This is a genomic window from Kitasatospora sp. NPDC001547, assembly GCF_042894165.1.
Classification (GTDB): domain Bacteria; phylum Actinomycetota; class Actinomycetes; order Streptomycetales; family Streptomycetaceae; genus Kitasatospora.
Map to the genome: position 1 here is coordinate 450,576 of NZ_JBIAVL010000002.1, position 25,823 is coordinate 476,398.

A 25,823-nucleotide genomic window follows, 5' to 3' on the forward strand; every position below is an offset into this window, starting at 1 on the left:
ACACCTAGTCCCCGTACCGCTCCCAGAGCTTGGGGAAGCGCTTGGCCATGACGTCCGGGTCGTCGAAGTCCAGCGCCGCCCCGGACGGCCGCTCCGGCGGCCGCCCGCCCACCTCGGGCAGCGGCAGCCCGGTCAGCTGCTCGTACGCCTCGTCGGCGGCGTAGCCGAGGTCCTCGGCCTCGCCGTCCTCCTCCTCGTCGAACTCGGGCAGCAGGTCCGCCAGGTCGTCCGGCTCGGCCAGCCCGCCCTCGAAGACCTCCCGGCCCTGGCCGATCAGCCAGAACCGGAAGTAGTCGAAGGTGTCGTCGGAGGCGCCGTCGAGCAGCAGGTAGGCCGCGCCCCACAGGTCGTGCCGGTAGGCGCGGTGGAACCGCGCCTGGAACAGCCGGGCGAAGTCGATCACGTCGTCCGGGGTCAGCTGGAGGAGCCGTTCCACCAGTACGTCAGCCTGCTCGTCGGGGTCGCCGTCGGCGGCGTCCCGGGTCTCGTCGATGATCTGCCAGAAGTCCGTCTCGTCCATCACCGCTCCAGCATCCCCGTTCGGCCGCGTCAGCGCATGCCACGACTCGACGCGCGCCGTCCGCGACTCGGCGCGGTCAGGGGCCGGGAACGGCGGAACCCCGCGCCGTCCGGGGACGACGCGGGGTTCCGTACGCGGGGTTCCGCTGGGGACCTGGTGAGGTCAGAGGCCGAGCTCGACCTCGAACTCGCCGGCCTCCAGGATCTCCTTGACCGAGACCAGGTAGCGGGCGGCGTCGGCGCCGTCCACCAGGCGGTGGTCGTAGGAGAGCGACAGGTAGACCATGTCGCGGATGCCGATGGCGGTGCCGCCGTCGGCCTCGATGACCACCGGGCGCTTGACGGTGGCGCCGATGCCCAGGATGGCGACCTGGTTCGGCGGCACGATCACGGTGTCGAACAGCGCACCGCGCGAGCCGGTGTTGCTGATGGTGAAGGTGGCGCCGGACAGCTCGTCCGGGGTGATCTTGCTGTCGCGGACCTTGGTGGCCAGCTCGGCGGTCTTCTTCGAGATGCCGGCGATGTTGAGGTCGCCCGCACCCTTGATGACCGGGGTCATCAGACCCTTCTCGGAGTCCACCGCGATGCCGATGTTCTCGGTGTCGAAGTAGGTGACCGTGCCCTCGGCCTCGTTGATCCGCGCGTTGACGACCGCGTGGACCTTCAGCGCCTGGGCGGCGGCCTTGACGAAGAACGGCATCGGGGAGAGCTTGACGCCCTCGCGGGCCTGGAAGCCCTCCTTGGCCTTGGCGCGCAGCGACATGATCTTGGTGACGTCCACCTCGACCACGCTGGTCAGCTGGGCCTGCTCGTGCAGGGCCTTGAGCATGTTGTCGCCGATGACCTTGCGCATGCGGGTCATCTTGACCGTCTGGCCGCGCAGGGCGGACGGCGCGGCGGCGGCCTTCGGCGCGGCGGCCGGGGCGGCAGCGGCGGCCGGGGCCGGAGCGGCCTTGGCGGCCTCCGCGGCGGCGATGACGTCCTGCTTGCGGATGCGGCCGCCGACGCCGGTGCCGGCGACGGAGGACAGCTCGACGCCGTGCTCGGCGGCGAGCTTGCGCACCAGCGGGGTGACGTAGGCGTCACCGTTGTCGGCCACCGGAGCGGCCGGAGCGGCCGGGGCGACCGGAGCCGGAGCGGCAGCCGGCGCCGGGGCGGCCGGGGCAGCGGCCGGAGCCGGAGCGGCGGCAACCGGAGCGGCCGGAGCCGGAGCCGGGGCGGCCGGGGCAGCGGGCGCCGGAGCCGGAGCGGCCGGGGCAGCGGCCGGGGCCGGAGCGGCAGCCGGGGCCGGGGCGGCGGCGACGGCACCGGCGGCGCCGATCAGCGCGAGCTGGGCGCCGACCTCGGCGGTCTCGTCCTCGCCGACCAGGATCTTCACCAGGGTGCCGGCGACCGGCGACGGGATCTCGGTGTCGACCTTGTCGGTGGAGACCTCGAGCAGCGGCTCGTCGACCTCGACGGTGTCGCCCTCGGCCTTCAGCCAGCGGGTGACGGTGCCCTCGGAAACGCTCTCGCCCAGCGCGGGCAGCAGCACCGGGGTGGCGTCGCCGGCCGGAGCAGCCGGGGCGGCAGCGGGGGCCGGGGCGGCAGCCGGGGCCTCGGCGACCGGGGCGGCCGGAGCCGGGGCGGCGGCGGGCGCGGCCTCGGCGGCGGGGGCCGCGGCGGGGGCCGGAGCGCCCGAGCCGTCGTCGATGACCGCCAGCTCGGCGCCGACCTCGACGGTCTCGTCCTCGCCGACCTTGATCGAGGAGAGGATGCCGGAAGCCGGGGCCGGGATCTCGGTGTCGACCTTGTCGGTCGACACCTCCAGCAGCGGCTCGTCGACCTCGACACGCTCACCCTCGGCCTTCAGCCAGCGGGTGACGGTGCCCTCGGAAACGCTCTCGCCCAGCGCGGGCAGTGTTACTGAGACCGCCATGGTTTCAGCGACTCCTATCAAGTCTTGCGTACGGGAAGTACTTGCGTACGGGAAGTACCGGGAAAGGGGGGTGGGGCGAAATCAGTCGTGCGCGTGCAGCGGCTTGCCGGCCAGCGCCAGGTGCGCCTCGCCCAGGGCCTCGGACTGGGTCGGGTGCGCGTGGATGAGCTGCGCGACCTCGGCCGGCAGGGCCTCCCAGTTGTAGATCAGCTGGGCTTCGCCGACCTGCTCGCCCATGCGGGCGCCGACCATGTGGACGCCGACCACGGCGCCGTCCTTGACCTGGACGAGCTTGATCTCGCCGGCGGTCTTCAGGATCTTGCTCTTGCCGTTGCCGGCCAGGTTGTACTTCAGGGTGACGACCTTCTCCTTGCCGTACAGCTCGACGGCCTTGGCCTCGGAGATGCCGACGGAGGCCACCTCGGGGTTGGAGTACGTCACGCGCGGGACGCCGTCGTAGTCGATCGGCACCGGCTTGAGGCCGGCCAGGCGCTCGGCGACCAGGATGCCCTCGGCGAAGCCGACGTGGGCCAGCTGCAGGGTCGGGGCGAGGTCGCCGACGGCGGAGATGGTGGGCACGTTGGTGCGCATGTACTCGTCGACCAGGACGTAGCCGCGGTCCATCGCGACGCCGTTCTCCTCGTAGCCGAGGCCGGCCGAGACCGGGCCGCGGCCGATGGCGACGAGCAGCAGGTCGGCGTCGATCTGCTTGCCGTTCTCGGTGGAGACGCGGACACCGGTCTCGGTGTACTCGACGCCCGAGAAGCGGGCCTTCAGCTCGAACTTGATGCCGCGCTTGCGGAACGCGCGCTCCAGCAGCTTGGAGGAGTTCTCGTCCTCCAGCGGGACGAGGTGCGGCAGCGCCTCGACGATGGTGACCTCGACGCCGAAGGACTTCCAGACCGAGGCGAACTCGACGCCGATCACGCCGCCGCCGAGGATTACGGCCGACTTCGGGATGCGGTCGAGCTTGAGGGCGTGGTCCGAGGAGATCACGCGGTTGCCGTCGATCTCCAGGCCCGGGATCGAGCGCGGCACGGAACCGGTGGCCAGCACGATGTGGCGGCCTTCGATGCGCTGGCCGTTCACGTCGACCGAGGTCTGCGAGGAGAGCTTGCCCTCGCCCTGGATGAAGGTCACCTTGCGGGACGCCACCAGGCCCTGGAGGCCCTTGTACAGGCCGGCGATGACGTCGTCCTTGTACTTGTGGACGCCGTTGATGTCGATGCCCTGGAAGGTGGCCAGGACGCCGAACTCGGCGGCCTCCTTCGTCTCGTCCGCGATCTCCGCGGCGTGCAGCAGTGCCTTGGTCGGGATGCAGCCGCGGTGCAGGCAGGTGCCGCCCAGCTCACCCTTCTCGACCAGGGCGACGCTCAGGCCCAGCTGAGCGGCGCGGAGCGCCGCGGCGTAACCGCCGCTTCCGCCTCCGAGAATGACTACGTCGAAAACGGTGCTGGCGTCGTTCGCCACGTCACGTCCTCCATGCATGGGGTGGGTCGCCGGGCCGGTCGCGGTCCGGTGGGTCGGAAGCCTTTGTGGGGCGCCCAGTCGTGCCGGAAATACATCTTCGCACTTGTTCACGGTGGCTGATGTCCGGGTCCGCCCCAGGGGTGTCCCAGGAAGTGGTCACCAGGGCGGGAATGCCCCCGACGGAAGGGCATCATCGCAGCTCAGAGCAGTGTTGACAGCCGCCGGACGGGCGGCTTCCGCGCTACCCGCCGCGGCTTCTTCCGTACTGCGGAACAAAGTTTCGCCCGCAGCGAACAGGAGTGCGCCGCGACGCCCGGGCCTACTCGCAGGTAACCCGGCCGGGAACGCCGACGGGGCCCGGCGCACACGCGCCGGGCCCCGTCGCAGCGGTTCCCCGAGCAGGGCGTCCGGACCGGCCGACGCCCTGCTCGGGGGATGCCTGGATCAGGCCTTGGCGTTCGCCTTCTGCTCGGCGAAGCGGACCAGGGTGCGCACCGCGCTCGCGGTGCCGCCCTTCGGGGTGTAGCCGAACGGCGCGCCCTCGTGGAACGCCGGACCGGCGATGTCCAGGTGCGCCCAGTCGGTGCCCTCGGCCACGAACTCCTTCAGGAACAGGCCGGCCACCAGGCCGCCGCCCATCCGCTCGCCCATGTTGGCCAGGTCGGCGATGGTCGACTCGGTGAAGCCCTTGCGCAGGTCGGCCGGCAGCGGCATCGGCCAGGACTGCTCGCCCGCCTCGCCGGCCAGCGCGTGCAGCTCGTCGCGCAGCTCGTCGTCGTTGGCCATCACGCCGAAGGTGCGGTTGCCCAGGGCCAGCACCATGGCGCCGGTCAGGGTGGCCACGTCGACGATGACGTCCGGGTTCTCCTCGCCGGCCCGCACGATCGCGTCGGCCAGCACCAGGCGGCCCTCGGCGTCCGTGTTCAGGACCTCGACGGTCTTGCCGCCGTACATCTTCAGCACGTCGCCCGGACGGGTGGCGGAGCCGGACGGCATGTTCTCGGCCAGCGCCAGCCAGGCGGTGACGTTGACGGCCAGGCCCAGGCGCTTGGCGGCCACCACGGCGGCGAACACGGCGGCGGCGCCGGCCATGTCGCACTTCATGGTCTCGTTGTGGCCGGCCGGCTTCAGCGAGATGCCGCCCGAGTCGTAGGTGATGCCCTTGCCGACGAAGGCCAGCGTGGCCTTGGCCTTCGGGTGGGTGTAGGCCACCTTCACCAGGCGGGGCGGGTTGGCCGAGCCGCCGCCGACGCCCAGCAGGCCGCCGAAGCCGCCCTTGGTCAGCGCCTTCTCGTCCAGCACCTCGACCTTGAGGCCGTGCTCCTTGCCGGCCGCCTGGGCGATCGCGGCGAAGCTCTTCGGGTTCAGGTCGTTCGGCGCGGTGTTGACCAGGTCGCGGGCCCGGTTCATCTCCTCGCCGATCGCGGCGGCGCGCTCCACGGCGGCCTTGGCGTCCTTGTTGCCCTTGCGGGCGGTCAGCAGGACCAGCTCGCCGACCGGCTCCTTGCCGTTGCCGTTGGCCTTGTAAGCGCCGAAGGCGTACGAGCCGAGCAGGCCGCCCAGCGCGACCGCCTCGATGGCCTCCGCCGACTCGGCGGGCAGGGCCAGCGCGGCCTTCTTGGTACCGGCCAGGGTGCGGGCGGCGACACCGGCGGCGCGGCGCAGCGCCTCCAGCTCGTAGCCGTCCTCGGCGGCCTCGCCCAGGCCGACCGCGAGCACGAGCGCGGCCTTCAGCCCGGCGGGGGAGGGGACCTTGACGGCCTCGCCCTCGGCGCCGCTCGCGCCCAGGGTGCCGAGGACCTCGGCCAGCTTGCCCTCGAACGCCTCGTTGACGGCCTCGGCGCCGGGGGCCAGCACGATGCCCTTCGGGCCCTTCGCGACACCGACCACCAGGGCGTCCGCACGCAGCGAGGCGGCGGAGGAGGTGCTCACAGACAATGCAGTCACGTAATGCGTCCTGTTCTTTCGCGGTAGACGGCCGGCCACGGCGAGGCTGCCGAACCGGCGCAGCCCGCCGTCGCAGGCTGCGCGCCGGCGGGCCCCCGGGTCCGGGGCCCCTGGCGCGCGCGTCCGCCGCGAGCGGCCGCGCACACCAGAGGCCCCGGCTCCTCGGTACGCGCCGGGCGGGCAGGACCTGCCACGGTGCAGGGCTGCGGTGCTCCACGCATGGTAGTCCGCATGCTGGGATCACGCGCCGCCCGGTGTCAGCCGAGCAACGCCAGGGCGAACAGCGAGGCGGTCGCGGCGGTTTCGGCCATCGCGCCGAGCACGTCCCCGGTGATCCCGCCGAACCTGCGCACGCACCGTCCGAGCAGCAGCCGGGCGCAGCCGACGCCGAGGACAACGGCCAGCGGCAGACGGAGAACTGACCAGCCGTCGAACAGCCCGGCCGCGGCCACGGCGAGCGCCGCGGCGGCCGTCGCGGCGGCGGCCCCGGCGGGCGGCACGGTGCTCGCCACCACCGCCCCGAGCCCGCCCGGCCGGGCGGCCGGCACCGACCGCAGGCAGCCCCAGCCGAGCGCGCACCGGGCGGCCGTCGCCGAGGCGAGCACCGCGAGGGCGCCGCGCAGCGGGGAGTGACCGAACTGCCCGGCCAGCGCGGCCACCTGGGCGAGCAGGACCAGGACCAGGGTCAGCACGCCGAACGGACCGATGTCGGACTGCTTCATGACGCGCAGCGCGTCCTCGGCCGGCTTCCCGCTGCCCAGCCCGTCGGCGACATCCGCCAGGCCGTCCAGGTGCAGCCCCCGGGTCAGCCCGGCGAGCACCGCCACCGCGGCCACCGCGCCGAGCGGTCCGCCCGCCCGCCAGGCCACCAGGGCGCCGGCGGCGGCCGCCAGGGCCCCCAGCACGAGCCCGACCACCGGGGCCGTCACCATCGCCCGGGCCGCCGCCGCCCGGTCCCAGCGTTCCACCCGCACCCGCAGCACGGACAGGGTCCCGAACCCGAACCGCAGGCCGTCGGCCCAGGTGGCCCGGTCGCCGCCGCTCGCCATGAACGCGTTCCTCTCACAGCGAGAGCGCCCCCGGTCAGGGGCGCTCTCGGGTTGTCCTGCCGGCCGTGGGATCTAGAGCTTGCGCAGCAGGTCCGCCGCCGAGGGCAGCCTCGGCAGCTCCTTCGGCGCGCTCGGCGCCACCGGCACGAACGGCTTCGGCGCCTCGTCCGCGAGCACGTCCCCGGCGGCCTGGAGCAGCGGCAGCGCCAGCAGTGCGCCGAGGCCCTCGCCCATGGTGATGCCCTGGTCCTGCAACGGCGTCAGGGTCAGCCGGTCGTACGCCTTCGCCTGGGCAGGCTCGCCGCTGGACTGCCCGGCCCGCCACCACTCCGGCGCCCGGAACGCGATCCGCTGCGCGACCAGCGCGCAGGCCGCCGAGACCACGCCGTCCAGCACCACCGGCAGCCGCCGGACGGCCGCCTGGAGCAGGAAGCCGGTGATCGCCGCGAAGTCGGCCCCGCCGGTGGCGCCGAGCAGCGCCAGCTGGTCGCCGAGCACCGGTCGGGCCCGCCGCAGCGAGTCCCTGATGGTGGCGCACTTGACCATCCACACCCGGTCGTCGATCCCGGAGCCGCGCCCGGTCACCGCCGCCGCGTCGGTCCCGCAGAGCGCTCCGACCAGTACGCCGGCCACTGTGGTGGCGCCGACCCCGAGGTCGCCGAGCAGCACCAGGTCGGTGCCGGCGTCGGCCTCCTCGTCGGCGACGGCCATGCCGGCCCGGAACGCCCGGACGGTCTCCTGCGCGGTGAGCGCGTCCTCGACGTCGATCCGCCCGGAGCCGCGCCGGACCCGGTGGGCGACCACCTCGTCCGGGAAGTCGGCCGGGTCGGCGTCCACCGCGACGTCCACGACCCGGACCCGGGCGCCGTAGCGCGCGGCCAGCCGGGACACCGGCGCACTGCCGTCGAGCACGGCCCGCACCCGGGCCGCGGTGCCGCCCTCGGCGGGCATCCGGGAGACGCCGAGCGCCGCCACGCCGTGGTCGGCGGCGAACAGCAGCACCTTGGGAGCGGAGACCGGCCGCACCGGCGAGCGCCCCTGCACGGAGGCCAGCCAGCTGCCCAGCTCCTCCAGTCGGCCGAGCCCGCCGCGCGGCCGGTCGGCCGCCTGCCAGCGCTCCTCGGCGGCCCGCCGGGCGCTCTCGTCGGGGCGCTCGACGAGCGAGGAGAACGTATCGAGATCCACGGTCGTGTCCATCGTCCGGAAGGCTACACGCCGGAGGTGTTCAGCCAGAGGCTGGCTTGACGGTCAGCACCTGCCCCGCCACCACGAGCAGGACGCGCTCCGAGGCGTCCGCCACGGCCATGTTGAGCCGGCCCAGGGTGTCGCGGAACCGGCGGCCCGCGGCGGTGGCCGGGACGACGCCCATGCCGACCTCGTTGCTCACCGCGACGGCGGTCCGCCCGGTGGCCGCCCAGGCCCGCGCCAGCGCGTCGCAGCGGTTCTGCACGGCGGTCTCGCCGCCGTCCGCCCAGACCTCGTCGTCCCAGGCACCGCACTCGTCCATCACGGCGGTCAGCCACAGGGCGAGGCAGTCGACCAGCACCGGCGCCCGGTCGGCGGCGTCGGCCAGCACGGCCTCCAGGTCGCAGGTCTCGGCGGTGCGCCAGCCGGCCGGCCGGCGCTCCCGGTGCAGCGCGACCCGCCGGGCCCACTCGGCGTCGCCGTCCCGGGTGCCGCCGGTGGCCACGTAGAGGACGTCCGGGTGCTCGGCGAGCAGCTGCTCGGCGCGGGTGGACTTGCCGGAGCGGGCGCCGCCGAGCAGCAGCGTGCGGGGCAGCGGGGGACGGGTGGGCTCGGGTGGGGTCGCCATGCCGCCCATCCTGCCCGACAGGCATACGGAAGATCGGGCCGGGCAGGCTATGGTGCGCAGCACACAGGCAGCGTCAGTGGGAGGAGCCGGGCATGGTCTGGACGTGGCGGTACGAGAAGGCGGACGGCAGCGTGGTGACGCCCGGCGGCGCCCAGGAGGAGTTCGCCGGCCAGGGGGACGCCGAGACCTGGATCGGGGAGGCCTGGAAGCAGCTCGCCGAGGAGGGCGTGGACACCGCGGTCCTGCTGGAGGACGGCGCCAAGGTGTACGCCATGAGCCTGCACGAGGGCTGAGCCCGGGCGGCTACTTCGCCCCGATCACGTGCAGCAGCGCGGCGACCTGCCGGTACGGGTCGGTGCGGCCGGCCCGGTCCTCGGCTTCCAGGAGCTGGGCCAGCTGCCGCCCGTCCACCGGCGGCGCCGCGTCGTCCGGGGCGTTGTCGGTGAAGACCCGCACGCCGTACCAGCGCCGCAGCGGCACCGACACCTCGGAGAGGGTGACGGTGAGGTCGCCGATCCGGTCGGCCCGCGCGGCCAGGCCGAGCCGGTTGTAGTACCGGTCGCTCTCGAAGGCGTGCAGGGCGGCCCGCCAGTCCCCAGCGGCGGCCGGCCGCAGGGCCAGCGCGTCCCGGTTGCGGACCAGCAGCGAGAGCAGCCCGCCGGGCGCCAGCAGCCGGGCCAGCGAGGCGATCATCGGGTCCGGGTCGGGCAGGTACATCAGCACGCCGTGGCAGAGCACCACGTCGAAGCTGCGCGGGCCGAACCAGCGCCCGCACTGGTGGCCGTCGCCGCTGAGCAGCTGCATCCGGCCGCGGACCTCCGGCGGCTCCCCGGCGAGCGCCCCCTGGGCGACGCCGAGCGCGACCGGGTCCGAGTCGATCCCGGTGACGTAGTGGCCGGCCCGGGCCAGCCGCAGGGCCTGGGTGCCCTGGCCGCAGCCGATGTCGAGGACGCGCTGCGCGCTGCGGCCGGCCAGCTGCTCGGCGAGCTGGCGGGCGACGAGCTCCTGGCGGACGAAGTCGCGCAGCCCGCCGTGCCGGTCCAGCCAGGCGCCGGTGCCGCCCGCGAAGGACCCGCTGCGCGAGGGCAGCCGGCGCTCCTGGGCGAGCCGGTCGTGGCCGCCGGCGCCCTGCCCCGGGAGCGCACCCCCCTGTCCGGGAAGTGCGTAGAGGCCGGGCCCCTCCCAGGAAGGCGGGGCCCAGCCGGAGTCGACCGGTTCGGCGGTCAGGGCTTCTCCCCGCGCCGCACCTGCGGCTTGGGCAGGCGCAGCCGGCGCATCTGGAGGGTGCGCATGATGCCGTACGCGACGGCGCCGCGGGTGTTCTGCCCGGCGAAGCGCTCGGCCAGCTGCTTGCGCAGACCGAGGCCGAGGCGGACGAAGTCCAGGATCACGAGCACGAAGAACAGCAGGAACAGCAGGGTGGAGAGCAACTGGAGCGCCGGCACCTTGACGATGCTGAGCACCAGGATGACCACGGCGGCCGGCAGGAAGAACTCGGCGAGCGACCAGCGGGAGTCCACGTAGTCGCGGGCGAACTTGCGCACCGGGCCCTTGTCACGGGCCGGCAGGTGGCGCTCGTCGCCGTTCATCAGGGCCTGGCGCTGCTTCTCGCGCTCGACGCGCATGCGCTCACGCCCCTGGCGGGCGGCCTCCTTGCGGTCCTTGGGCACGGTCACCCGGGTACGCCGGTTGGCCTCGGCCTCACTGCGCTTGGGGGTGGGGCGGCCCTTCTTGGCCTGCGGGTCGCGGGCCTGGGTCGTCTCGTCCTGCTTCTCCAGCACGGTGGCGGAGGCGGCGGCATCATCTGAACGGCGTCGGAACACACCACCAGCGTACGGGGTGCGGCGCGGCTTCCACGGGTGCCCTCGGACCCAAACGCATATCGATACCGCGGGGTCGCCGTCGGAGCCGGGTTTCCCGGGGCCTTCCCGTAGGGGATCACTCGGATGGACGATGGGGGGTATGAGGGGCGGATCCACCCGGGGGAGGAGGAAACGCCACTGGTCGCTGTAGCAGTCTTGTTGCAGGCAGGTGCACTGCGGCGACGGGCTCGCTGCACATACACTCGTCGTGTCTGGTAACGAGATAGAGACCGCAGGCCGGAGAAGGGGGCACCCGAGGCCCATGAGCGACGGAATCATGAAGCGTATGGGGCTGATCTTCCGCTCCAAGGCGAACAAGGCCTTGGACCGGGCGGAGGATCCGCGTGAAACGCTCGACTACTCGTACCAGAAGCAGCTCGAACTGCTGCAGAAGGTACGCCGTGGTGTCGCGGACGTCGCGACCTCGCGCAAGCGGCTCGAGCTCCAGCTGACCCAGCTCCAGCAGCAGTCGGCCAAGTACGAGGACCAGGGCCGCAAGGCGCTGTCGCTCGGCCGGGAGGACCTCGCGCGCGAGGCGCTGACCCGCAAGGCCAACATGCAGTCGCAGATCACCGACCTGGAGACGCAGTACCAGCAGCTCCAGGCCGAGGAGGAGAAGCTCACGCTCGCCTCCCAGCGGCTCCAGGCCAAGGTGGACGCCTTCCGCACCAAGAAGGAGACCATCAAGGCGACGTACACGGCCGCCCAGGCGCAGACCCGCATCGCCGAGTCCTTCTCCGGGATCTCGGAGGAGATGGGCGACGTCGGCCTGGCGATCCAGCGTGCCGAGGACAAGACCGCCCAGATGCAGGCCCGGGCCGGTGCCATCGACGAGCTGCTCGCCTCCGGCGCGCTCGACGACGCCAGCGGTCTCGGCCGCAAGGACGACATCGAGGCCGAGCTGGAGCGGGTGGCCGGCGGTTCCGACGTCGAGCTGGAGCTGGCCCGGATGAAGGCCGAGCTGTCCGGCCCCTCCTCCGCCGGCCCCGCCGCGATCGAGCAGGGCAAGCCGCAGGACGTCCAGCCGCAGCCGCAGCAGGACACCCCGCGCATCAACTACAACAAGTGATCTGAGCTCGACCCCACGAACCAGGGAGACGCACGGCATGATCATCAGGGTCATGGGCGAGGGGCAGTACGAGGTGGGCGAAGACCACCTGAGCGAGCTGAACACGCTCGACGCCGACCTCGTCACCGCGGTGGAGTCGGGCGACGAGGAGCGCTTCCGGCTGGCCTACGGCAAGCTGCTGGCGGCCGTGAAGGGGTCGGGCGCTCCGGTGCCGCTGGACTCGCTGGAGCCGTCGGAGCTGATCCTGCCGAGCTCGGACGCGACGATCGACGAGGTCCGCGAGCTGTTGATGGCCGACGGCGAGGGCGTCATCCCGGGCTTCCCCGAGTAGCGACTGCGGCTGCTGCCAGACGAAAGGGCGGGCCCCCTCCCACCGGAGGGGGCCCGCCCTTCGTTGCTACTCGCCCGCTCGCCTCCGGGGCGCTCGGACCCGGTGCCGACGGTCGTCGCTCCGATGCCCCTCGTTCCTCGGGGCCTCCTCGCTCCTCCCTTTCGGCACCGGCGCGCCCCTTCGGCTCGGGGCGGCGGACTCGCCCGCTCGCCTCAAGGCCGCTCGGGGCGGGACTCGCCCGCTCGCCTCCGGGGCGCTCGGGCGGGGCTACGGCAGGGCCAGCATCCGGTCCAGCGCCGCCTTGGCGTACTTCTCGGTCTCCGGGTCGACGGTGATCACGTTCGGCACCCGGCCGTCGACCAGCGACTCCAGCGCCCAGACCAGGTGCGGCAGGTCGATCCGGTTCATGGTCGAGCAGAAGCAGACCGCGCGGTCCAGGAAGACGATCTCCTTGTCCGGGTGCGCCTTGGCCAGGCGGCGGACCAGGTTCAGCTCGGTGCCGATGGCCCACTTGGAGCCGGGCTCGGCGGCGTCCAGCGCCTTGATGATGTACTCGGTCGAGCCCACCATGTCGGCGGCCGCGACGACCTCGTGCTTGCACTCGGGGTGGACCAGGACGGTCACGCCGGGGATCCGCTCGCGGACGTCGTTCACCGAGTCCAGGCTGAACCGGCCGTGCACCGAGCAGTGGCCGCGCCAGAGGATCATCTTCGCGTCCCGCAGCTGCTCGGCGGTCAGGCCGCCGTTCGGCCGGTGCGGGTTGTAGACGACGCAGTCGTCCAGCGAGAAGCCCATGTCCCGCACCGCGGTGTTGCGGCCGAGGTGCTGGTCGGGCAGGAAGAGCACCTTCTGGCCCTGCTCGAAGGCCCACTCCAGGGCGCGCTTGGCGTTGGAGGAGGTGCAGATGAGGCCGCCGTGCCGGCCGGTGAAGGCCTTGATGTCGGCGGAGGAGTTCATGTACGAGACCGGGACGGTCACGTCGGCTATACCGGCGTCGGTCAGGACGTCCCAGCACTCGGCGACCTGCTCGGCGGTGGCCATGTCGGCCATCGAGCAGCCGGCCGCGAGGTCGGGGAGGACGACCTGCTGCCGCTCGCTGGTGAGGATGTCCGCGGACTCGGCCATGAAGTGCACGCCGCAGAAGACGATGTACTCGGCCTCGGGGCGGGCCGCCGCGTCGCGGGCGAGCTTGAAGGAGTCGCCGGTGACGTCGGCGAACTCGATCACCTCGTCGCGCTGGTAGTGGTGGCCGAGGATGAAGACGCGGTCGCCGAGCGCGGCCTTGGCCGCGCGGGCGCGCTCCACGAGGTTCGGGTCGGAGGCCGGGGGGAGGTCACCGGGGCATTCGACCCCGCGCTCGCTGTTCGGGTCGGCCTCGCGGCCGAGCAGCAGCAGAGCGAGCGGCGTCGGAGTGGGGTCGACGCCGTGGGTCTCGGTGATGGTGGTGGTCACGGGCGGGTGCCCTTCTGTGCGGCCGATCAAGCGGTGAAGCCTTTTCGTCTAACTGACGCTATCTATGATAACCGGTTAGCGTCAGAGTGACGATGGCCATCCTGTCGATGTGACGAGAACCGCTCGACAGAACGGACCCCTGGCGGGGCCGGATGCCCGGTTCGGGGGAGTACGGGCGTGGCCGAATCGATATGTCCGGGCCCCCGGGTATGGCTGGACCCATGAAGGCAATCGCGATCAACCGCTACGGCGGCCCCGAGGTGGTCGAGTACACCGACCTGCCGGACCCGAAGGTCGGGCCCGACTCCGTCCTGGTCGAGGTGCGGGCGGCCGGGGTGAACCCGGTGGACTGGAAGATCCGGGACGGCGCCCTGGACGGCCTCCTCGACGCGCACTTCCCGCTGGTCATGGGCTGGGACCTGGCCGGCGTGGTCCGCGCGGTCGGCGGCGGGATCACCGAGTTCGCCCCGGGTGACGAGGTGTACGGCTACGTCCGCAAGGACGCCGTCGAGCACGGCACCTACGCCGAGCTGGTCTCCGCCCCGGTCCGCACCCTGGCCCGCAAGCCGGCCGCGCTGGACTGGGCGCAGGCCGGCGGTCTGCCGCTGGCCGGGCTCACCGCGCTGCAGGGCCTGCGGGCGCTGCGCCTGGCCGAGGGGGAGACCGTCCTGGTGCACGCCGCCGCGGGCGGGGTCGGTCACCTGGCGGTGCAGCTGGCCCGGGCCGCCGGGGCCCGGGTGATCGGCACCGCGGCCGAGCGCAACCACGACTTCCTGCGCGGCCTCGGCGCCGAGCCGGTGGTGTACGGCGAGGGCCTGGCCGACCGGGTCCGGGCGCTCGCCCCCGACGGGGTGGACGCGGCGCTCGACCTGGTGGGCCACGGGGCCGTCCAGGTCTCGGTCGGCCTGGTGGCGGACCCGGCCCGGATCGCCTCGACCACGGACTTCGGGGTCAAGGCGCTCGGCGGCCGGTACGTCTGGGTCCGCCCGGACGCCGGCGACCTCGCCGAGCTGGCCCGGCTCGCCGACGACGGCCGGCTGACCGTCACCGTCGCCTCCACCTTCCCGCTGGCCCAGGCCGCCTCCGCCCAGGCGCTCAGCGCGGAGGGCCGCACCCGGGGGAAGATCGTGCTGCTGGTCCCCTGACGGCCGCCCGCCCGGTCGTCCACCGGCGGTGAACTCGGCCAGGTCATCCGCCAGAATGGTGAAGAACCGTTTCGGCGGCGGCAGCGGCATCAGCAGCCGCCGCCGGAGCGCCCCGCCGACCCTCGTACGACCCGTGGAGCCCCGTACCCATGACCAGCAGCCGAGCGCACGAGGTGGTCGGGGCCGACCTGGACGAGACCGACCGGCTCCTGCTCGCCCGGCTCGGCAGCGACGGCCGCGCCTCGTACGCCGAGATCGGCCTGCAGGTGAACCTCTCCGCCACCGCCGTGCGCCGCCGCATCGACCGGCTGCGGGCGCGCGGCGTGGTCCGGGGCTTCACCGTGGTGCTCGACCCCTCCGTGCTGGGCTGGCAGACCGAGGCCTTCGTCGAGGTCTACTGCCGCGAGCGCACCGCCCCCGAGGAGATCCTCGCCAGCCTGCGGCAGTTCCCCGAGGTGGTCGCCGCCTGGACGGTCACCGGCGACCCGGACGCCCTGGTCCACCTGCGGGCCGCCGACATGCGCCACCTGGAGGCCGTCATCGAACGCATCCGGCGCGAGCCCGGAGTGCAGCGCAGCCGCTCCTCGGTGGTGCTCTCCCAGCTCATCGGCTGACCGGCGGCACGGGTGCGCAGGAATCCTGCGCGGACCGGCCCGAAGACGCTCGAAACCTGCCTGACCAGCCGCGTTCCGACGCGCGGTGAGGCACCCGCGCTGCTTACGCTGATCATGTCCGGCCGTCGCGGTGAAGCGTCCCGCCGACCGGGCGCCCCCCGACACCCCACGCCGAGAGGGACAGCCGTGTCCGCAGCACCCGACCGCATGCACCGGCCCGACAACGACCTGGTCGACCTGGTTTTCGACTACATGCGGGAGCGGCTGCAGTACGACCCCGTCCCGCTCGACCACCCCGGTGACGGCGAGCACCTGCGCGCCCAGCTGGCCGGCCTGCTGAACCAGGACGGCAACGACCCGGTCGACGTGCTCAAGCTGTACGACCACGAGCTGTCCCGGGCGGTCATCTCCGCCGACAGCCCGCGCTACCTGTCCTTCATCCCGTGCGCCCCGACCAAGGCCGCGCTGCTGTTCGACATGGTCGTCTCCTGCGCCTCCCTGCAGGGCATCTCCTGGCTGGAGGCGGCCGGCGCGATCGCCGCCGAGAACCAGGTGCTGCGCCTGATCGCCGACCGCGCGGGCCTGCCCCAGTCGGCCGGCGGCACCTTCGTCTCCGGCGGCTCGGCGGGCAACCTCTCCGCCCTCGTGGTCGCCCGCGACACCGCCCGCCGTCGGCTCGGCGTCGGGCCGGAGGCGCGGCTGCGGATCGCGGTCGCCGACCAGGTGCACTCCTCGGTCAAGAACACCTTCAACATCATCGGCGTCGAGGCCTTCAAGGTCCCGACCGTCGACCGGCGGTTCACCGGCGAGGCGCTGCGCGCCGCGCTGGCCGCCGACCCGAACCCGGAGACGGTGATCGCCGTCGTCGGCACCGCCGGCACCACCAACGAGGGCATCGTCGACGACCTCAAGGGCCTGGCCGAGGTCGCCCGCGAGCGCGACCTCTGGTTCCACGTCGACGGCGCCTACGGCGGCGCGGGCCTGTTCGCCCCCTCGGTGCGCGAGCGCTACGAGGGCATCGAGCACGCCGACTCCTTCGTGGTCGACCCGCACAAGTGGCTGTTCGCCCCCTTCGACTGCGCCGCGCTGATCTACCGCAACCCGCAGCTCGCCCGCGCCGTGCACACCCAGGACGCCTCCTACCTGGACGTCCTGCACACCGAGGGCGACGAGTGGAACCCCACCGACTACGCCTACCACCTGACCCGGCGCGCCCGCGGCCTGCCGCTCTGGTTCTCGCTGGCCGTGCACGGCGTCCAGGCCTACACCGACGCCATCGAGGCCGGCCTCACCCTGGCCCGGGAGACCGCCCAGCTGATCCGCGAGACCGAGCACCTGGAGCTGCTGTTCGACCCGCAGCTGTCGGCGGTCTGCTTCAAGCGCACGGGCTGGACCAACGACGACTACTACCGCTGGTCGCAGCAGCTGCTCGCGGACCAGATCGGCTTCGTCACCCCCACCGGCTGGGACGGCGAGACGGTCGCCCGCTTCGCCTTCCTGCACCCGGGCACCACCATGGAGATGGTCCGGGAGATCCTGGACACCATGGTCTGATCCCGCTGAGCTCCGGACGTACGGCCCCCGCCCCGGCGGGGGCCGTACGCGTTCCCGCGGGCCTAGAGGAACGCCCCGCTCGGCAGGTAGGGCGTCGGCGGCCGCATCCCGCGCACCCCGACGAAGCCGCCGGCCCGGGCCGTCAGCCCGACCTCCAGCCCGACGTCCAGCGCCCACTCCTGCTCCGCGGTCAGGTGCTCCACCCGCGCCTCGACCCCGTCCGGCACCCGGGCCAGCGCCTCGCGCAGCAGTCGGGCGGCGATCCGCTTGCTGGTGGCCGCGAGCAGCCGCACCACCCCGCCGTCCCGGTAGCAGTAGCCGCTGCCGGCCAGCGCGTCGGCGATCAGCAGCTCCTCGAAGTGGCCCAGCATCAGTTCGTGGTCCGGCCCGTGCGCCGACCCGCGCAGCCGCCGGTCCACCGAGTCCAGCAGGTGCAGGTGGGTCGCGTTGCCGCGGTGCACCGGGATGTCCCCGGGGTCGAGCAGCCCGTCCCGGTCCACCCGTCCGGCCAGCCGCATCGCCGGGTGCAGGGTGAACCCGGCCAGCCGGTAGCGGCGGGCCGCGGCCGGGGAGTCCGCGGCGCAGACCATCCCGCGCAGGCAGCCCCGGGAGTGCGCCGCCGCCCGCTCCAGCAGCAGCCGCCCGACGCCCTTGCCCTGCGCGGACGGCCGGACGGCGTACAGCGAGGGCGCCCACAGGCCCTCCCGACGGATCGACAGCACCGCCCCGACCGGCTCGCCGGCGCTCTCCGCCAGCCAGCAGCCCCCGGGGTCGGTGCGCGCCAGGTGCCTGGTCCGGGCCAGCCGCAGGGGCGTCGGCTCCGGCGCGGCCCCGGCCGGGGCGGAGGCGTCGGCGAACGCCGCGTCGGCGAGCTCCCGGACGGCCTCCGCGTCCGCGGCGGTGTCCCTGACCGGGCGAAGGATCATGAGGACCATCCTGGCGCCCGGCGGCCCGCCGCGGGGCCGCTTCGCCCGGATCGGCGGCTCGGGCGGTGACCCGTCCTCCGGCGGTGTGCGAGCATGGGGAGGGTAGGGGCCGGGTGGCACACCCGGCCCACGGATAACCAGCCGCGACACGCCCCAGAAATCCATCGCCGCCCGGGAAATGAAACCGGACGGCCGTTGGTTGGCACTGGCGGCAGACCGTCGTCAAGACCGGGAGAAAGCAGATGACCGTCCAGGACGAGACCACCGTCGAGAGTGGCATCCTCCTTACCGATGCCGCCGCGGCCAAGGTCAAGGCCCTGCTGGAGCAGGAAGGCCGCGAGGACCTCGCGCTGCGCGTCGCCGTCCAGCCCGGCGGCTGCTCCGGCCTGCGTTACCAGCTGTTCTTCGACGAGCGCTCGCTCGACGGCGACGTGATCAAGGACTTCGACGGGGTCAAGGTCGTCACCGACCGCATGAGCGCCCCGTACCTCGGTGGCGCCACCGTCGACTTCGTCGACACCATCGAGAAGCAGGGCTTCACCATCGACAACCCGAACGCCACCGGCTCCTGCGCCTGCGGCGACTCGTTCAGCTGAGCCCGCTGCGGAAGGCGGCCCCGGGGATCACCCCGGGGCCGCCTTCCGTTGTCCGCCCGCGGCGCGCCTACCGCCCGGCGACGTCCGGGGTGACCGGGTCCGGCCCCATGTGCGGGTCGCCCTCCAGCGGCAGCTCCTGGCCGCTGGACTTGTCGACCACCGTCCGCCCGGCCAGTGGCGAGCGCAGGTCGGCCGAGACCGACTGCCGCTTGGCCAGCGCGTTGCACACCTGCCCCGGCTGGACGGTGGGCGGCCCCGGTACGACCAGCACGTCCACCCGGCCCGGCTGGGACTCGTCCGCCTTCAGCGCGTACTGGGTGCAGACCCCGCCGAAGAAGTAGACGGTCAGCTTGGTGGTGCCGTCCACCCGGTAGGCGACCGGCGGACGGGCGGGCGCGTCCGAACCGTTCGGGTTCGGCTCGCCCACCGCGATCCCGTTGCCCGGGGGAGTGGCGGGAGCCGGCTGCCCGGGCGCGGGCGAGGCCGGGGTGGGCGTGAAGCCGGTCGGCGGCTGGGCCGGCTGCGCGGCGCCGGGCGAACTCCCCGTCGGCGCCGCCGAGGACGGGCTCGCGGAGCCGGCCGGGGCCTGCGGGGAGGTGCTCGCCGAGGCCGACGCGGCGGCCGAACCGCCCGCCGCCGAATCCGAGGCGGGCTTGCCGCCGCCGTCGCAGCCGGCCACCGTCACCACCGCCGCCAGCGCCAGACCCGCCAGGGCCACCGCCCGCCGACCGCGCCGGGGCATCGTCTCCAGATCCATCTGCACATCCTCCCGAGGACTCAGCGGTGCCGCCGCCTCGGCCGCTCCGCGCGGATGTGACGTGCTCCGGTCGGATCCGGTTCCGTACCGGTCCGATCCGGTTGCGTACCGGGCGGATCCGGTACGGCGCGGCCCGTACGGCGCGGGCTCAGAAGCCGTACTCGGCCATCCCGGCCACCACCCGCAGCGCGCCGGAGGGCACCCGGACCCCGGCCGGCGCGGGGGCGACGGGCTCCGGGCCGGCCGCGACCTGCGGCCAGAACCGGCGCAGCCGCCGGGAGGAGTCCACCAGGGCGTCGAGCGTCTCGCCGTCCTCGCTCCGCAGAACGGGCAGGGCGGCGCAGTGGTCGGTCATCATCGGGCATCGCTCCGATCCAGGGCCGTGGCCACGCTGCCACGGTCGACGACGGGCCCGTGCGACGGGCCCTCCAGGGCCGACCCTAGGCAGGGGCCCGGCCGCCCACCAGTGCTACCGGGAGGTAGTACACATTCGAGGGCAAGGGGTGCCACCATGGCCGTGCGGGCGGCAACTTGCGGCACTCCTGCCTGGGCGCTCCCCGGCGCCGGGTACCGTAGGTGGGTTCATCCCCGCCTGCCCGTTGGCCCCGCCGCCATCCTGAGGAGACCTTCCGTGCGTATCGCCGTCGCCGGCTCGATCGCCACCGACCACCTGATGACGTTCCCCGGCCGGTTCGCCGACCAGCTCGTCGCCGAGCAGCTGCACACCGTGTCGCTGTCCTTCCTGGTCGACACCCTGGACATCCGCCGCGGCGGCGTCGCGCCGAACATCGCCTTCGGCATGGGTGTGCTCGGGCTGCGCCCGGTCCTGGTCGGCGCCGCCGGCGCGGACTTCGCCGAGTACCGCAGCTGGCTGGAGCGCAACAACGTGGACTGCGACTCCGTCCACATCTCCGAGACCCGGCACACCGCGCGCTTCATGTGCACCACGGACGAGGACCACAACCAGATCGCCTCGTTCTACACCGGTGCCATGGCCGAGGCCCGCAACATCGAGCTGAAGCCGATCGCCGACCGCGTCGGCGGCCTGGACCTCGTCCTGGTCGGCGCCGACGACCCGCAGGGCATGGTCCGCCACACCCAGGAGTGCCGCACCCGCGGCTACGCCTTCGCCGCCGACCCCTCCCAGCAGCTGGCCCGCCTGGAGGGCGACGACATCCGCGAGATCGTCGACGGCGCCGCGTACCTCTTCACCAACGAGTACGAGGCCGCGCTGATCGAGAGCAAGACCGGCTGGGGCGCCGAGGAGCTGCTCACCCGCGTCGGCACCCGGGTCACCACCCTGGGCAGCAAGGGCGTCCGGATCGAGCGCAAGGGCGAGGAGCCGATCCTGGTCGGCTGCGCCAAGGAGGAGGCCAAGGTCGACCCGACCGGCGTCGGCGACGCCTTCCGCGCCGGCTTCCTGGCCGGCCTGTCCTGGGACCTCGACCTGGAGCGCTCCGCCCAGCTCGGCTGCATGCTCGCCACCCTGGTGATCGAGACCGTCGGCACCCAGGAGTACGAGCTGCGTCCGACCGCCTTCCTGAAGCGCTTCGAGGCGGCCTACGGAGCCGAGGCGGCCGCCGAGATCGGCGCGCACCTGGTCAAGTAGTCCGCCGGACGACGAGGTAGGCCGAGCCCCGGTCGCCGCCGTACTCGGCGGCCGGGGCCTCGCCCGCGTACTCCTGCCCGCGCATCTCGCACCAGGCCGGGATGTCCAGCCGGGCCGCCTCGTCGTCCGCCAGCACGGCGACCGTGCCGCCCGGCGGCACCTCGCCGATCCGCTTCGCCAGCTCGATCACCGGCAGCGGGCACCGCTTGCCCAGCGCGTCGATCACTGTTACTCGCCCGCTCGCTGTTACTCGCCCGCTCGTCTCCGGGCGCTCGGACCCGGTGCCGACGCTCCTCGCTCCGGCGCTCCCTCCTTCGTCGGTCGCTTGTCGCTCCTCGCTTTCGGCACCGGCGCGCCCTTCGGCTCGGGGCGGGTGGGCGACTCGCCCGCTCGCTTCCGGGCGCTCGGACCCGGTGCCGACGCTCCTCGCTCCGGCACTCGCTCCTTCGTCGGTCGCTTGTCGCTCCTCGCTTTCGGCACCGGCGCGCCCTTCGGCTCGGGGCGGGTGGGACCGGGCCGGTTCCGCCGCCTCCGGCGCGGGCAGGTCCAGCCCGAGCGGTGCCCGGACGCCGGCCACCAGGTCGGGCAGCACCGCGAGGAAGCGCTCCACGTCGGCCTCGGCCGTCCCGTACGGCAGCGAGACCCGGACGTTCCCCTCGGTGAGCACCCCCATCGCCGCCAGCACGTGGCTGGGCGTCAGCGTGGACGAGGTGCAGGAGGAGCCGGAGGAGACCGCGAAGCCCGCCCGGTCCAGCTCGGTCAGCAGCACCTCCCCGTCCACGTACAGGCAGGAGAAGGTGACGATGTGCGGCAGCCGCCGCACCGGGTCGCCGACCACCTCGACCTCGGGCACCAGCCGCGGCACCCGGGTGCGGATCCGCTCCACCAGCGCGTGCAGCCGGGCGTTCTCCTGCTCGGCCTCGGCCCGTACCGCGCGCAGCGAGGCGGCCGCGGCCACGATCGCCGGCACGTTGACGTAGCCGGGCACCCGGCCGCCCTCGCGCTCGTCGGCCGGCAGCGGCGAGGCGTACCGGACGCCCTTGCGCACCGCCAGCACCCCGACCCCCGGCGGCCCGCCCCACTTGTGGGCGCTGGCGGTCAGCAGCGACCAGCCCGCCGGGACGTCCGTCCGGCCGGCGCTCTGCGCCGCGTCGACCAGCAGCGGGACACCGGCCCCGGCGCACAGCTCGGCGACCTCGCCGAGCGGCTGCACCGTCCCGACCTCGTGGTTGGCGCTCTGCACCGCGGCCAGCGCGGTGTCCGGGCGCAGCAGCGCGCCGAACGCCGCCGGGTCGACCCGGCCGCCCCGGTCCACCGGCGCCACCGACACCTCGCCCCCGGCGCCCTGGTGGCGCTCGGCGACGTGCAGCACGCTGGAGTGCTCCACGGCGGAGTGCACGAAGTGGCCGCCGCGCCGCCGGTTGCCGGTCAGCGCGCCCAGCAGGCCGAGCTGGACGGCCTGGGTGCCGCTCGCGGTGAAGGCGATCTCGTCCGCCCGGGCGCCCAGCACCGCGGCGACCGTCTCGCGGGCGGCGTCCAGCAGCATCCGGGCCTGCCGGCCGGAGCGGTACAGCCGGGCCGGATCGGCCCAGCCCTCGTCCAGGGCGGCGGTCAGTGCCTGCCGCGCGACGGGGTGCAGAGGGGCCGTCGAGGCCGCGTCGAAGTACACGGTCACATTTAACGACACACCCGGCCCGTGGTCCGGCCCGTCCGCGCGGCTCACCCACCGTCAGTCGATCATCCCGAATGTCCGCTTCGTCCGCGTCCGACGGGCCGTCACGGGCGACGTCCGAGGTCATCCCCCGATCGGGCGTACGGACCTCGAATGCCTACGATGACCTGCGACGCAGCCCCCACCGGGCCTGATCGGGCTAGCGGGCGGCGCGTTACCGGGGGCTGCCCGTCAGGAGCGCATAAGGCTGGAGTAGGGTTTGGCCCGCATAAGCATTCAAACCGTGCCCGTGGACGGGTCGCCGGGGAGGCTCACACTCCTCCCCGGGGCGACGCGAAGGCGGGCGAGACTTCGGGAAGGCGCTACGTGAGTCCCAACGGCTCCGACCGCTCGCCGCGGCGCACGATGCGGCGGAAGCTGCCTCAGGCGCTGGCACTGGGCCTCGTCATCGCGACCGCCACCGGCTGCTCGGCCAACGACCTCCCCAGGCTTGGCCTCCCGAGCCCCGTCACCAAGGAAGGGCCGATGGTCCTCCAGATGTGGCAGGGGTCCTGGATCGCGGCGCTGGTGGTCGGCGTACTGATGTGGGGTCTGATCATCTGGAGCGTGGTCTTCCACCGCCGCAAGCGCACCGGTGTGGAGATCCCCCCGCAGACCCGGTACAACGTGCCCATCGAGGCGCTCTACACCGCGGTCCCCATCATCATCGTCTCGGTGCTCTTCTACTTCGTCGCCCGCGACGAGTCGAAGCTGATCGCCACCTCCGAGAAGCCGCAGCACTACGTCAACGTGGTCGGCTTCCAGTGGAGCTGGGCGTTCAACTACGAGAACACCGAGACCCCCGACCCGGCCAACAAGGACGCCGCCTACGAGGTCGGTACTCCCAAGGACGCTCCGACGCTCTGGCTGCCGGTCAACGAGACGGTTCAGTTCCGCCTCACCTCGCGTGACGTCATCCACGACTTCTGGCCCGTCAACTTCATGATGAAGATGGACGTCGTGCCGGGCGTGGTGAACAAGTTCGAGGTCACGCCGACCGTCAAGGGCGAGTACATGGGCAAGTGCGCCGAGCTCTGCGGCGTCGACCACTCGCGCATGCTGTTCAACGTCAAGGTCGTCGACCGCGCCGACTACGACAAGCACCTGGCCGATCTTCGCGCCAAGGGCCAGAACGGTGCGGTGCCCTCCGGCCTGATCAGCATGGGAAGTGAAGAGAAGTGACAATCCTCAACGAGCCCGCCGCGGCCGGCGGGGGCGCCGAGGCCGTCACGGTCGGGGCGCAGCGGACCCGGAAGCCGGGTTCGACCATCATCAAGTGGCTGACCACCACGGACCACAAGACGATCGGCACGCTGTACCTGGCCACGTCGTTCGCCTTCTTCCTGATCGGCGGCATCCTCGCCCTGGTCATGCGCGCCGAGCTGGCTCGTCCCGGGACCCAGATCCTGTCGAACGAGCAGTTCAACCAGGCGTTCACGATGCACGGCACGATCATGCTGCTGATGTTCGCGACGCCGCTCTTCGCCGGCTTCGCGAACTGGATCATGCCGCTCCAGATCGGCGCCCCGGACGTGGCGTTCCCGCGTCTGAACATGTTCGCGTACTGGCTGTACCTCTTCGGTTCGACCATCGCGGTCGCGGGCTTCCTGACCCCGAACGGCGCCGCCAACTTCGGCTGGTTCGCCTACTCCCCGCTGTCCGACGCGGTGCACTCGCCCGGCATCGGCGGCGACATGTGGATCATGGGTCTGGCCTTCTCCGGCTTCGGCACGATCCTCGGTGCGGTCAACTTCATCACCACGATCATCTGCATGCGCGCGCCCGGCATGACGATGTTCCGGATGTCGATCTTCGTCTGGAACGTCCTGCTGACCTCGGTGCTGGTCCTGCTGGCCTTCCCGGTGCTCGCCGCCGCGCTGTTCGCCCTGGAGGCGGACCGCAAGTTCGGTGCCCACGTCTTCGACCCGGCCAACGGCGGGGCGATGCTCTGGCAGCACCTGTTCTGGTTCTTCGGCCACCCCGAGGTGTACATCATCGCGCTGCCGTTCTTCGGCATCGTGTCGGAGATCATCCCGGTCTTCAGCCGCAAGCCGATGTTCGGCTACTCCGGCCTGATCGCGGCCACCATCGCGATCGCCGGTCTGTCCGTGACGGTGTGGGCGCACCACATGTACGTCACCGGACAGGTACTGCTGCCGTTCTTCTCCTTCATGACCTTCCTGATCGCGGTCCCGACCGGTGTGAAGTTCTTCAACTGGGTCGGCACCATGTGGAAGGGCTCGCTGAGCTTCGAGACCCCGATGCTCTGGACGGTCGGCTTCCTGGTCACCTTCCTCTTCGGCGGTCTGACCGGTGTCCTGCTGGCCTCCCCGCCGATCGACTTCCACGTCTCGGACTCGTACTTCGTCGTCGCGCACTTCCACTACGTGGTCTTCGGCACCGTCGTCTTCGCGATGTTCGCCGGCTTCCACTTCTGGTGGCCGAAGATGACCGGCAAGATGCTGGACGAGCGCCTCGGCAAGATCACCTTCTGGACGCTGTTCGTCGGCTTCCACACCACCTTCCTGGTGCAGCACTGGCTCGGCGCGGAGGGCATGCCCCGCCGCTACGCCGACTACCTGAACTCGGACGGCTTCACCACCCTGAACACCGTCTCGACCATCGGCTCCTTCGTGCTGGGCCTGTCGATCCTGCCGTTCCTCTACAACGTCTGGAAGACCGCCAAGTACGGCGAGAAGGTCACCGTGGACGACCCGTGGGGCTTCGGCCGCTCGCTGGAGTGGGCGACCTCCTGCCCGCCGCCGCGGCACAACTTCCTCACCCTTCCGCGGATCCGCTCCGAATCCCCGGCCTTCGACCTCCACCACCCGGAGATCGCCGCGCTGGACTACCTGGAGAACCACGGCGAGCCGGCCAAGCACCTCGCCGGCGTGACCCCGGCGAAGTACGACGCCCCGCAGCTGGGCAAGGGCAAGAAGGAGGGCGACGCCTGATGAAGGAACAGGGAAAGATCTTCCTGGGCCTGTCGGTCTTCGTGCTGGCGATGGCCCTGACCTACGGTCTGTGGACCAACCACTCGGACCTCGGCATCGAGGCCGCCGGCACCACCGCGCTGTTCCTGGCCTTCGGCCTCTGCGCGTTCATCGGGTACTACCTCGCCTTCACCGCCCGCCGGGTGGACAGCGGCGCGGGTGACAACCCCGAGGCCGAGGTCGCGGACGACTCCGGCGAGCTGGGCTTCTTCGCCCCGCACAGCTGGCAGCCGCTCTCGCTGGCGCTCGGTGGCGCGCTCGCCTTCCTGGGCGTGATCTTCGGCTGGTGGCTGATGTTCTGGGCCGCCCCGATCATCCTGATCGGCATCTTCGGATGGGTCTTCGAGTTCTACCGGGGCGAGAACCAGAACCAGTAGGGTTCCCGCTTCCGGCACCAGGGCCGGTCCTCCCGCACGGGAGGGCCGGCCCTGCTGCGTGCCCGGCCTCCCGCTGCGTCCCCGGGATGACGGCTTCACTCCGGCGGGTGA

The 25,823-nt window shown here is 72.9% G+C and carries 25 protein-coding genes; 11 read left to right on the plus strand and 14 right to left on the minus strand.

The window, feature by feature from the left end; translation table 11 throughout:
• Positions 1-4: 4 nt before the first annotated feature.
• The 7 genes from ACFY0X_RS04780 to cobU form a co-directional block, all read right to left on the minus strand.
• Positions 5-520 (minus strand): DUF4240 domain-containing protein, encoded by a 516-nt coding sequence (locus tag ACFY0X_RS04780; protein WP_387748792.1) that lies wholly within the window; start codon positions 518-520, stop codon positions 5-7.
• A gap of 162 nt (positions 521-682) precedes the next feature.
• A complete protein-coding gene (sucB, locus tag ACFY0X_RS04785; RefSeq protein WP_387748794.1) occupies positions 683-2,437 on the minus strand; it encodes a 2-oxoglutarate dehydrogenase, E2 component, dihydrolipoamide succinyltransferase in 1,755 nt (584 codons plus the stop codon).
• 81 nt (positions 2,438-2,518) lie between these two features.
• Positions 2,519-3,925, minus strand: coding sequence for a dihydrolipoyl dehydrogenase (gene lpdA / locus ACFY0X_RS04790; RefSeq protein WP_097238208.1), 1,407 nt, complete (start codon positions 3,923-3,925; stop codon positions 2,519-2,521).
• 426 nt (positions 3,926-4,351) lie between these two features.
• Positions 4,352-5,854, minus strand: a complete 1,503-nt coding sequence (locus ACFY0X_RS04795) for a leucyl aminopeptidase (RefSeq protein ID WP_387748796.1) — start codon at positions 5,852-5,854, stop codon at positions 4,352-4,354.
• 257 nt (positions 5,855-6,111) lie between these two features.
• Positions 6,112-6,903: an adenosylcobinamide-GDP ribazoletransferase gene (locus tag ACFY0X_RS04800; protein WP_387748798.1), complete on the minus strand. Its 792-nt coding sequence runs from the start codon at positions 6,901-6,903 to the stop codon at positions 6,112-6,114.
• Positions 6,904-6,975: 72 nt separating this feature from the next.
• Complete coding sequence (locus ACFY0X_RS04805; RefSeq protein ID WP_387748800.1) at positions 6,976-8,100, minus strand: nicotinate-nucleotide--dimethylbenzimidazole phosphoribosyltransferase; 1,125 nt, start codon at positions 8,098-8,100, stop codon at positions 6,976-6,978.
• Between the two features lie 28 nt (positions 8,101-8,128).
• Entirely contained in the window at positions 8,129-8,716 is a 588-nt protein-coding gene (gene cobU, locus ACFY0X_RS04810; protein ID WP_387748802.1) for a bifunctional adenosylcobinamide kinase/adenosylcobinamide-phosphate guanylyltransferase, read from the minus strand.
• Between the two features lie 92 nt (positions 8,717-8,808).
• Here cobU and ACFY0X_RS04815 point away from each other — a divergent pair, with 92 nt between their 5' ends.
• Positions 8,809-9,009, plus strand: a complete 201-nt coding sequence (locus ACFY0X_RS04815) for a hypothetical protein (protein WP_387748804.1) — start codon at positions 8,809-8,811, stop codon at positions 9,007-9,009.
• 10 nt (positions 9,010-9,019) lie between these two features.
• On the opposite strand, the gene ACFY0X_RS04820 is transcribed toward ACFY0X_RS04815, so the two are convergent.
• Positions 9,020-9,760, minus strand: a complete 741-nt coding sequence (locus tag ACFY0X_RS04820; RefSeq protein WP_387749287.1) for a class I SAM-dependent methyltransferase — start codon at positions 9,758-9,760, stop codon at positions 9,020-9,022.
• A 179-nt stretch (positions 9,761-9,939) separates the two neighbouring features.
• Positions 9,940-10,539 carry a DUF3043 domain-containing protein gene (locus tag ACFY0X_RS04825; RefSeq protein ID WP_387748806.1) on the minus strand — a complete coding sequence of 200 codons (600 nt, stop codon included), beginning with the start codon at positions 10,537-10,539 and terminating at the stop codon, positions 9,940-9,942.
• Between the two features lie 301 nt (positions 10,540-10,840).
• Here ACFY0X_RS04825 and ACFY0X_RS04830 point away from each other — a divergent pair, with 301 nt between their 5' ends.
• Positions 10,841-11,647, plus strand: a complete 807-nt coding sequence (locus ACFY0X_RS04830; RefSeq protein WP_387748808.1) for a PspA/IM30 family protein — start codon at positions 10,841-10,843, stop codon at positions 11,645-11,647.
• A gap of 37 nt (positions 11,648-11,684) precedes the next feature.
• Positions 11,685-11,978: a hypothetical protein gene (locus ACFY0X_RS04835; RefSeq protein WP_387748810.1), complete on the plus strand. Its 294-nt coding sequence runs from the start codon at positions 11,685-11,687 to the stop codon at positions 11,976-11,978.
• A gap of 267 nt (positions 11,979-12,245) precedes the next feature.
• Here ACFY0X_RS04835 and nadA read toward each other — a convergent pair whose 3' ends face one another.
• Complete coding sequence (nadA, locus tag ACFY0X_RS04840; RefSeq protein WP_387748812.1) at positions 12,246-13,430, minus strand: quinolinate synthase NadA; 1,185 nt, start codon at positions 13,428-13,430, stop codon at positions 12,246-12,248.
• 221 nt (positions 13,431-13,651) lie between these two features.
• Here nadA and ACFY0X_RS04845 point away from each other — a divergent pair, with 221 nt between their 5' ends.
• From ACFY0X_RS04845 to ACFY0X_RS04855, 3 genes are all read left to right on the plus strand, one after another.
• A complete protein-coding gene (locus ACFY0X_RS04845) occupies positions 13,652-14,575 on the plus strand; it encodes an NADP-dependent oxidoreductase (RefSeq protein ID WP_387748814.1) in 924 nt (307 codons plus the stop codon).
• A gap of 149 nt (positions 14,576-14,724) precedes the next feature.
• Positions 14,725-15,189 (plus strand): Lrp/AsnC family transcriptional regulator, encoded by a 465-nt coding sequence (locus tag ACFY0X_RS04850; RefSeq protein WP_049651848.1) that lies wholly within the window; start codon positions 14,725-14,727, stop codon positions 15,187-15,189.
• A 186-nt stretch (positions 15,190-15,375) separates the two neighbouring features.
• Positions 15,376-16,743 carry a pyridoxal phosphate-dependent decarboxylase family protein gene (locus tag ACFY0X_RS04855; RefSeq protein WP_387748816.1) on the plus strand — a complete coding sequence of 456 codons (1,368 nt, stop codon included), beginning with the start codon at positions 15,376-15,378 and terminating at the stop codon, positions 16,741-16,743.
• 62 nt (positions 16,744-16,805) lie between these two features.
• Here ACFY0X_RS04855 and ACFY0X_RS04860 read toward each other — a convergent pair whose 3' ends face one another.
• Positions 16,806-17,669 carry a GNAT family N-acetyltransferase gene (locus tag ACFY0X_RS04860; protein WP_387748818.1) on the minus strand — a complete coding sequence of 288 codons (864 nt, stop codon included), beginning with the start codon at positions 17,667-17,669 and terminating at the stop codon, positions 16,806-16,808.
• Between the two features lie 242 nt (positions 17,670-17,911).
• On the opposite strand from ACFY0X_RS04860, the gene erpA reads away from it, so the two are divergent.
• On the plus strand, positions 17,912-18,265 hold the full coding sequence (erpA, locus tag ACFY0X_RS04865) for an iron-sulfur cluster insertion protein ErpA (RefSeq protein WP_049651846.1): 354 nt from the start codon (positions 17,912-17,914) through the stop codon (positions 18,263-18,265).
• 67 nt (positions 18,266-18,332) lie between these two features.
• Here erpA and ACFY0X_RS04870 read toward each other — a convergent pair whose 3' ends face one another.
• A complete protein-coding gene (locus tag ACFY0X_RS04870) occupies positions 18,333-19,022 on the minus strand; it encodes a hypothetical protein (protein ID WP_387748820.1) in 690 nt (229 codons plus the stop codon).
• 148 nt (positions 19,023-19,170) lie between these two features.
• Positions 19,171-19,380 carry a hypothetical protein gene (locus ACFY0X_RS04875; RefSeq protein ID WP_387748822.1) on the minus strand — a complete coding sequence of 70 codons (210 nt, stop codon included), beginning with the start codon at positions 19,378-19,380 and terminating at the stop codon, positions 19,171-19,173.
• Positions 19,381-19,653: 273 nt separating this feature from the next.
• On the opposite strand from ACFY0X_RS04875, the gene ACFY0X_RS04880 reads away from it, so the two are divergent.
• Entirely contained in the window at positions 19,654-20,631 is a 978-nt protein-coding gene (locus ACFY0X_RS04880; RefSeq protein ID WP_387748824.1) for a carbohydrate kinase family protein, read from the plus strand.
• Here the strand turns inward: ACFY0X_RS04880 and ACFY0X_RS04885 are convergent.
• Positions 20,624-22,300 carry an aminotransferase class V-fold PLP-dependent enzyme gene (locus tag ACFY0X_RS04885; protein WP_387748826.1) on the minus strand — a complete coding sequence of 559 codons (1,677 nt, stop codon included), beginning with the start codon at positions 22,298-22,300 and terminating at the stop codon, positions 20,624-20,626. The two genes, ACFY0X_RS04880 and ACFY0X_RS04885, sit on opposite strands and share 8 nt — an antisense overlap.
• Before the next feature lie 369 nt (positions 22,301-22,669).
• Between ACFY0X_RS04885 and coxB the strand changes: the two genes are divergently transcribed.
• From coxB to ACFY0X_RS04900, 3 genes are read left to right on the plus strand one after another with little or no spacing between them, the layout of a single operon-like run.
• Positions 22,670-23,524, plus strand: coding sequence for a cytochrome c oxidase subunit II (gene coxB, locus ACFY0X_RS04890; RefSeq protein ID WP_387748827.1), 855 nt, complete (start codon positions 22,670-22,672; stop codon positions 23,522-23,524).
• Positions 23,521-25,296 carry a cytochrome c oxidase subunit I gene (gene ctaD / locus ACFY0X_RS04895; protein WP_387748829.1) on the plus strand — a complete coding sequence of 592 codons (1,776 nt, stop codon included), beginning with the start codon at positions 23,521-23,523 and terminating at the stop codon, positions 25,294-25,296. Before coxB ends, ctaD begins: the two co-directional genes overlap by 4 nt.
• The gene (locus ACFY0X_RS04900) at positions 25,296-25,712 is read left to right on the plus strand and encodes a cytochrome c oxidase subunit 4 (RefSeq protein WP_188297376.1); all 417 of its coding nucleotides are present in this window, start codon (positions 25,296-25,298) and stop codon (positions 25,710-25,712) included. The genes ctaD and ACFY0X_RS04900 overlap by 1 nt, the downstream gene beginning before the upstream one ends.
• Positions 25,713-25,823: the final 111 nt, after the last annotated feature.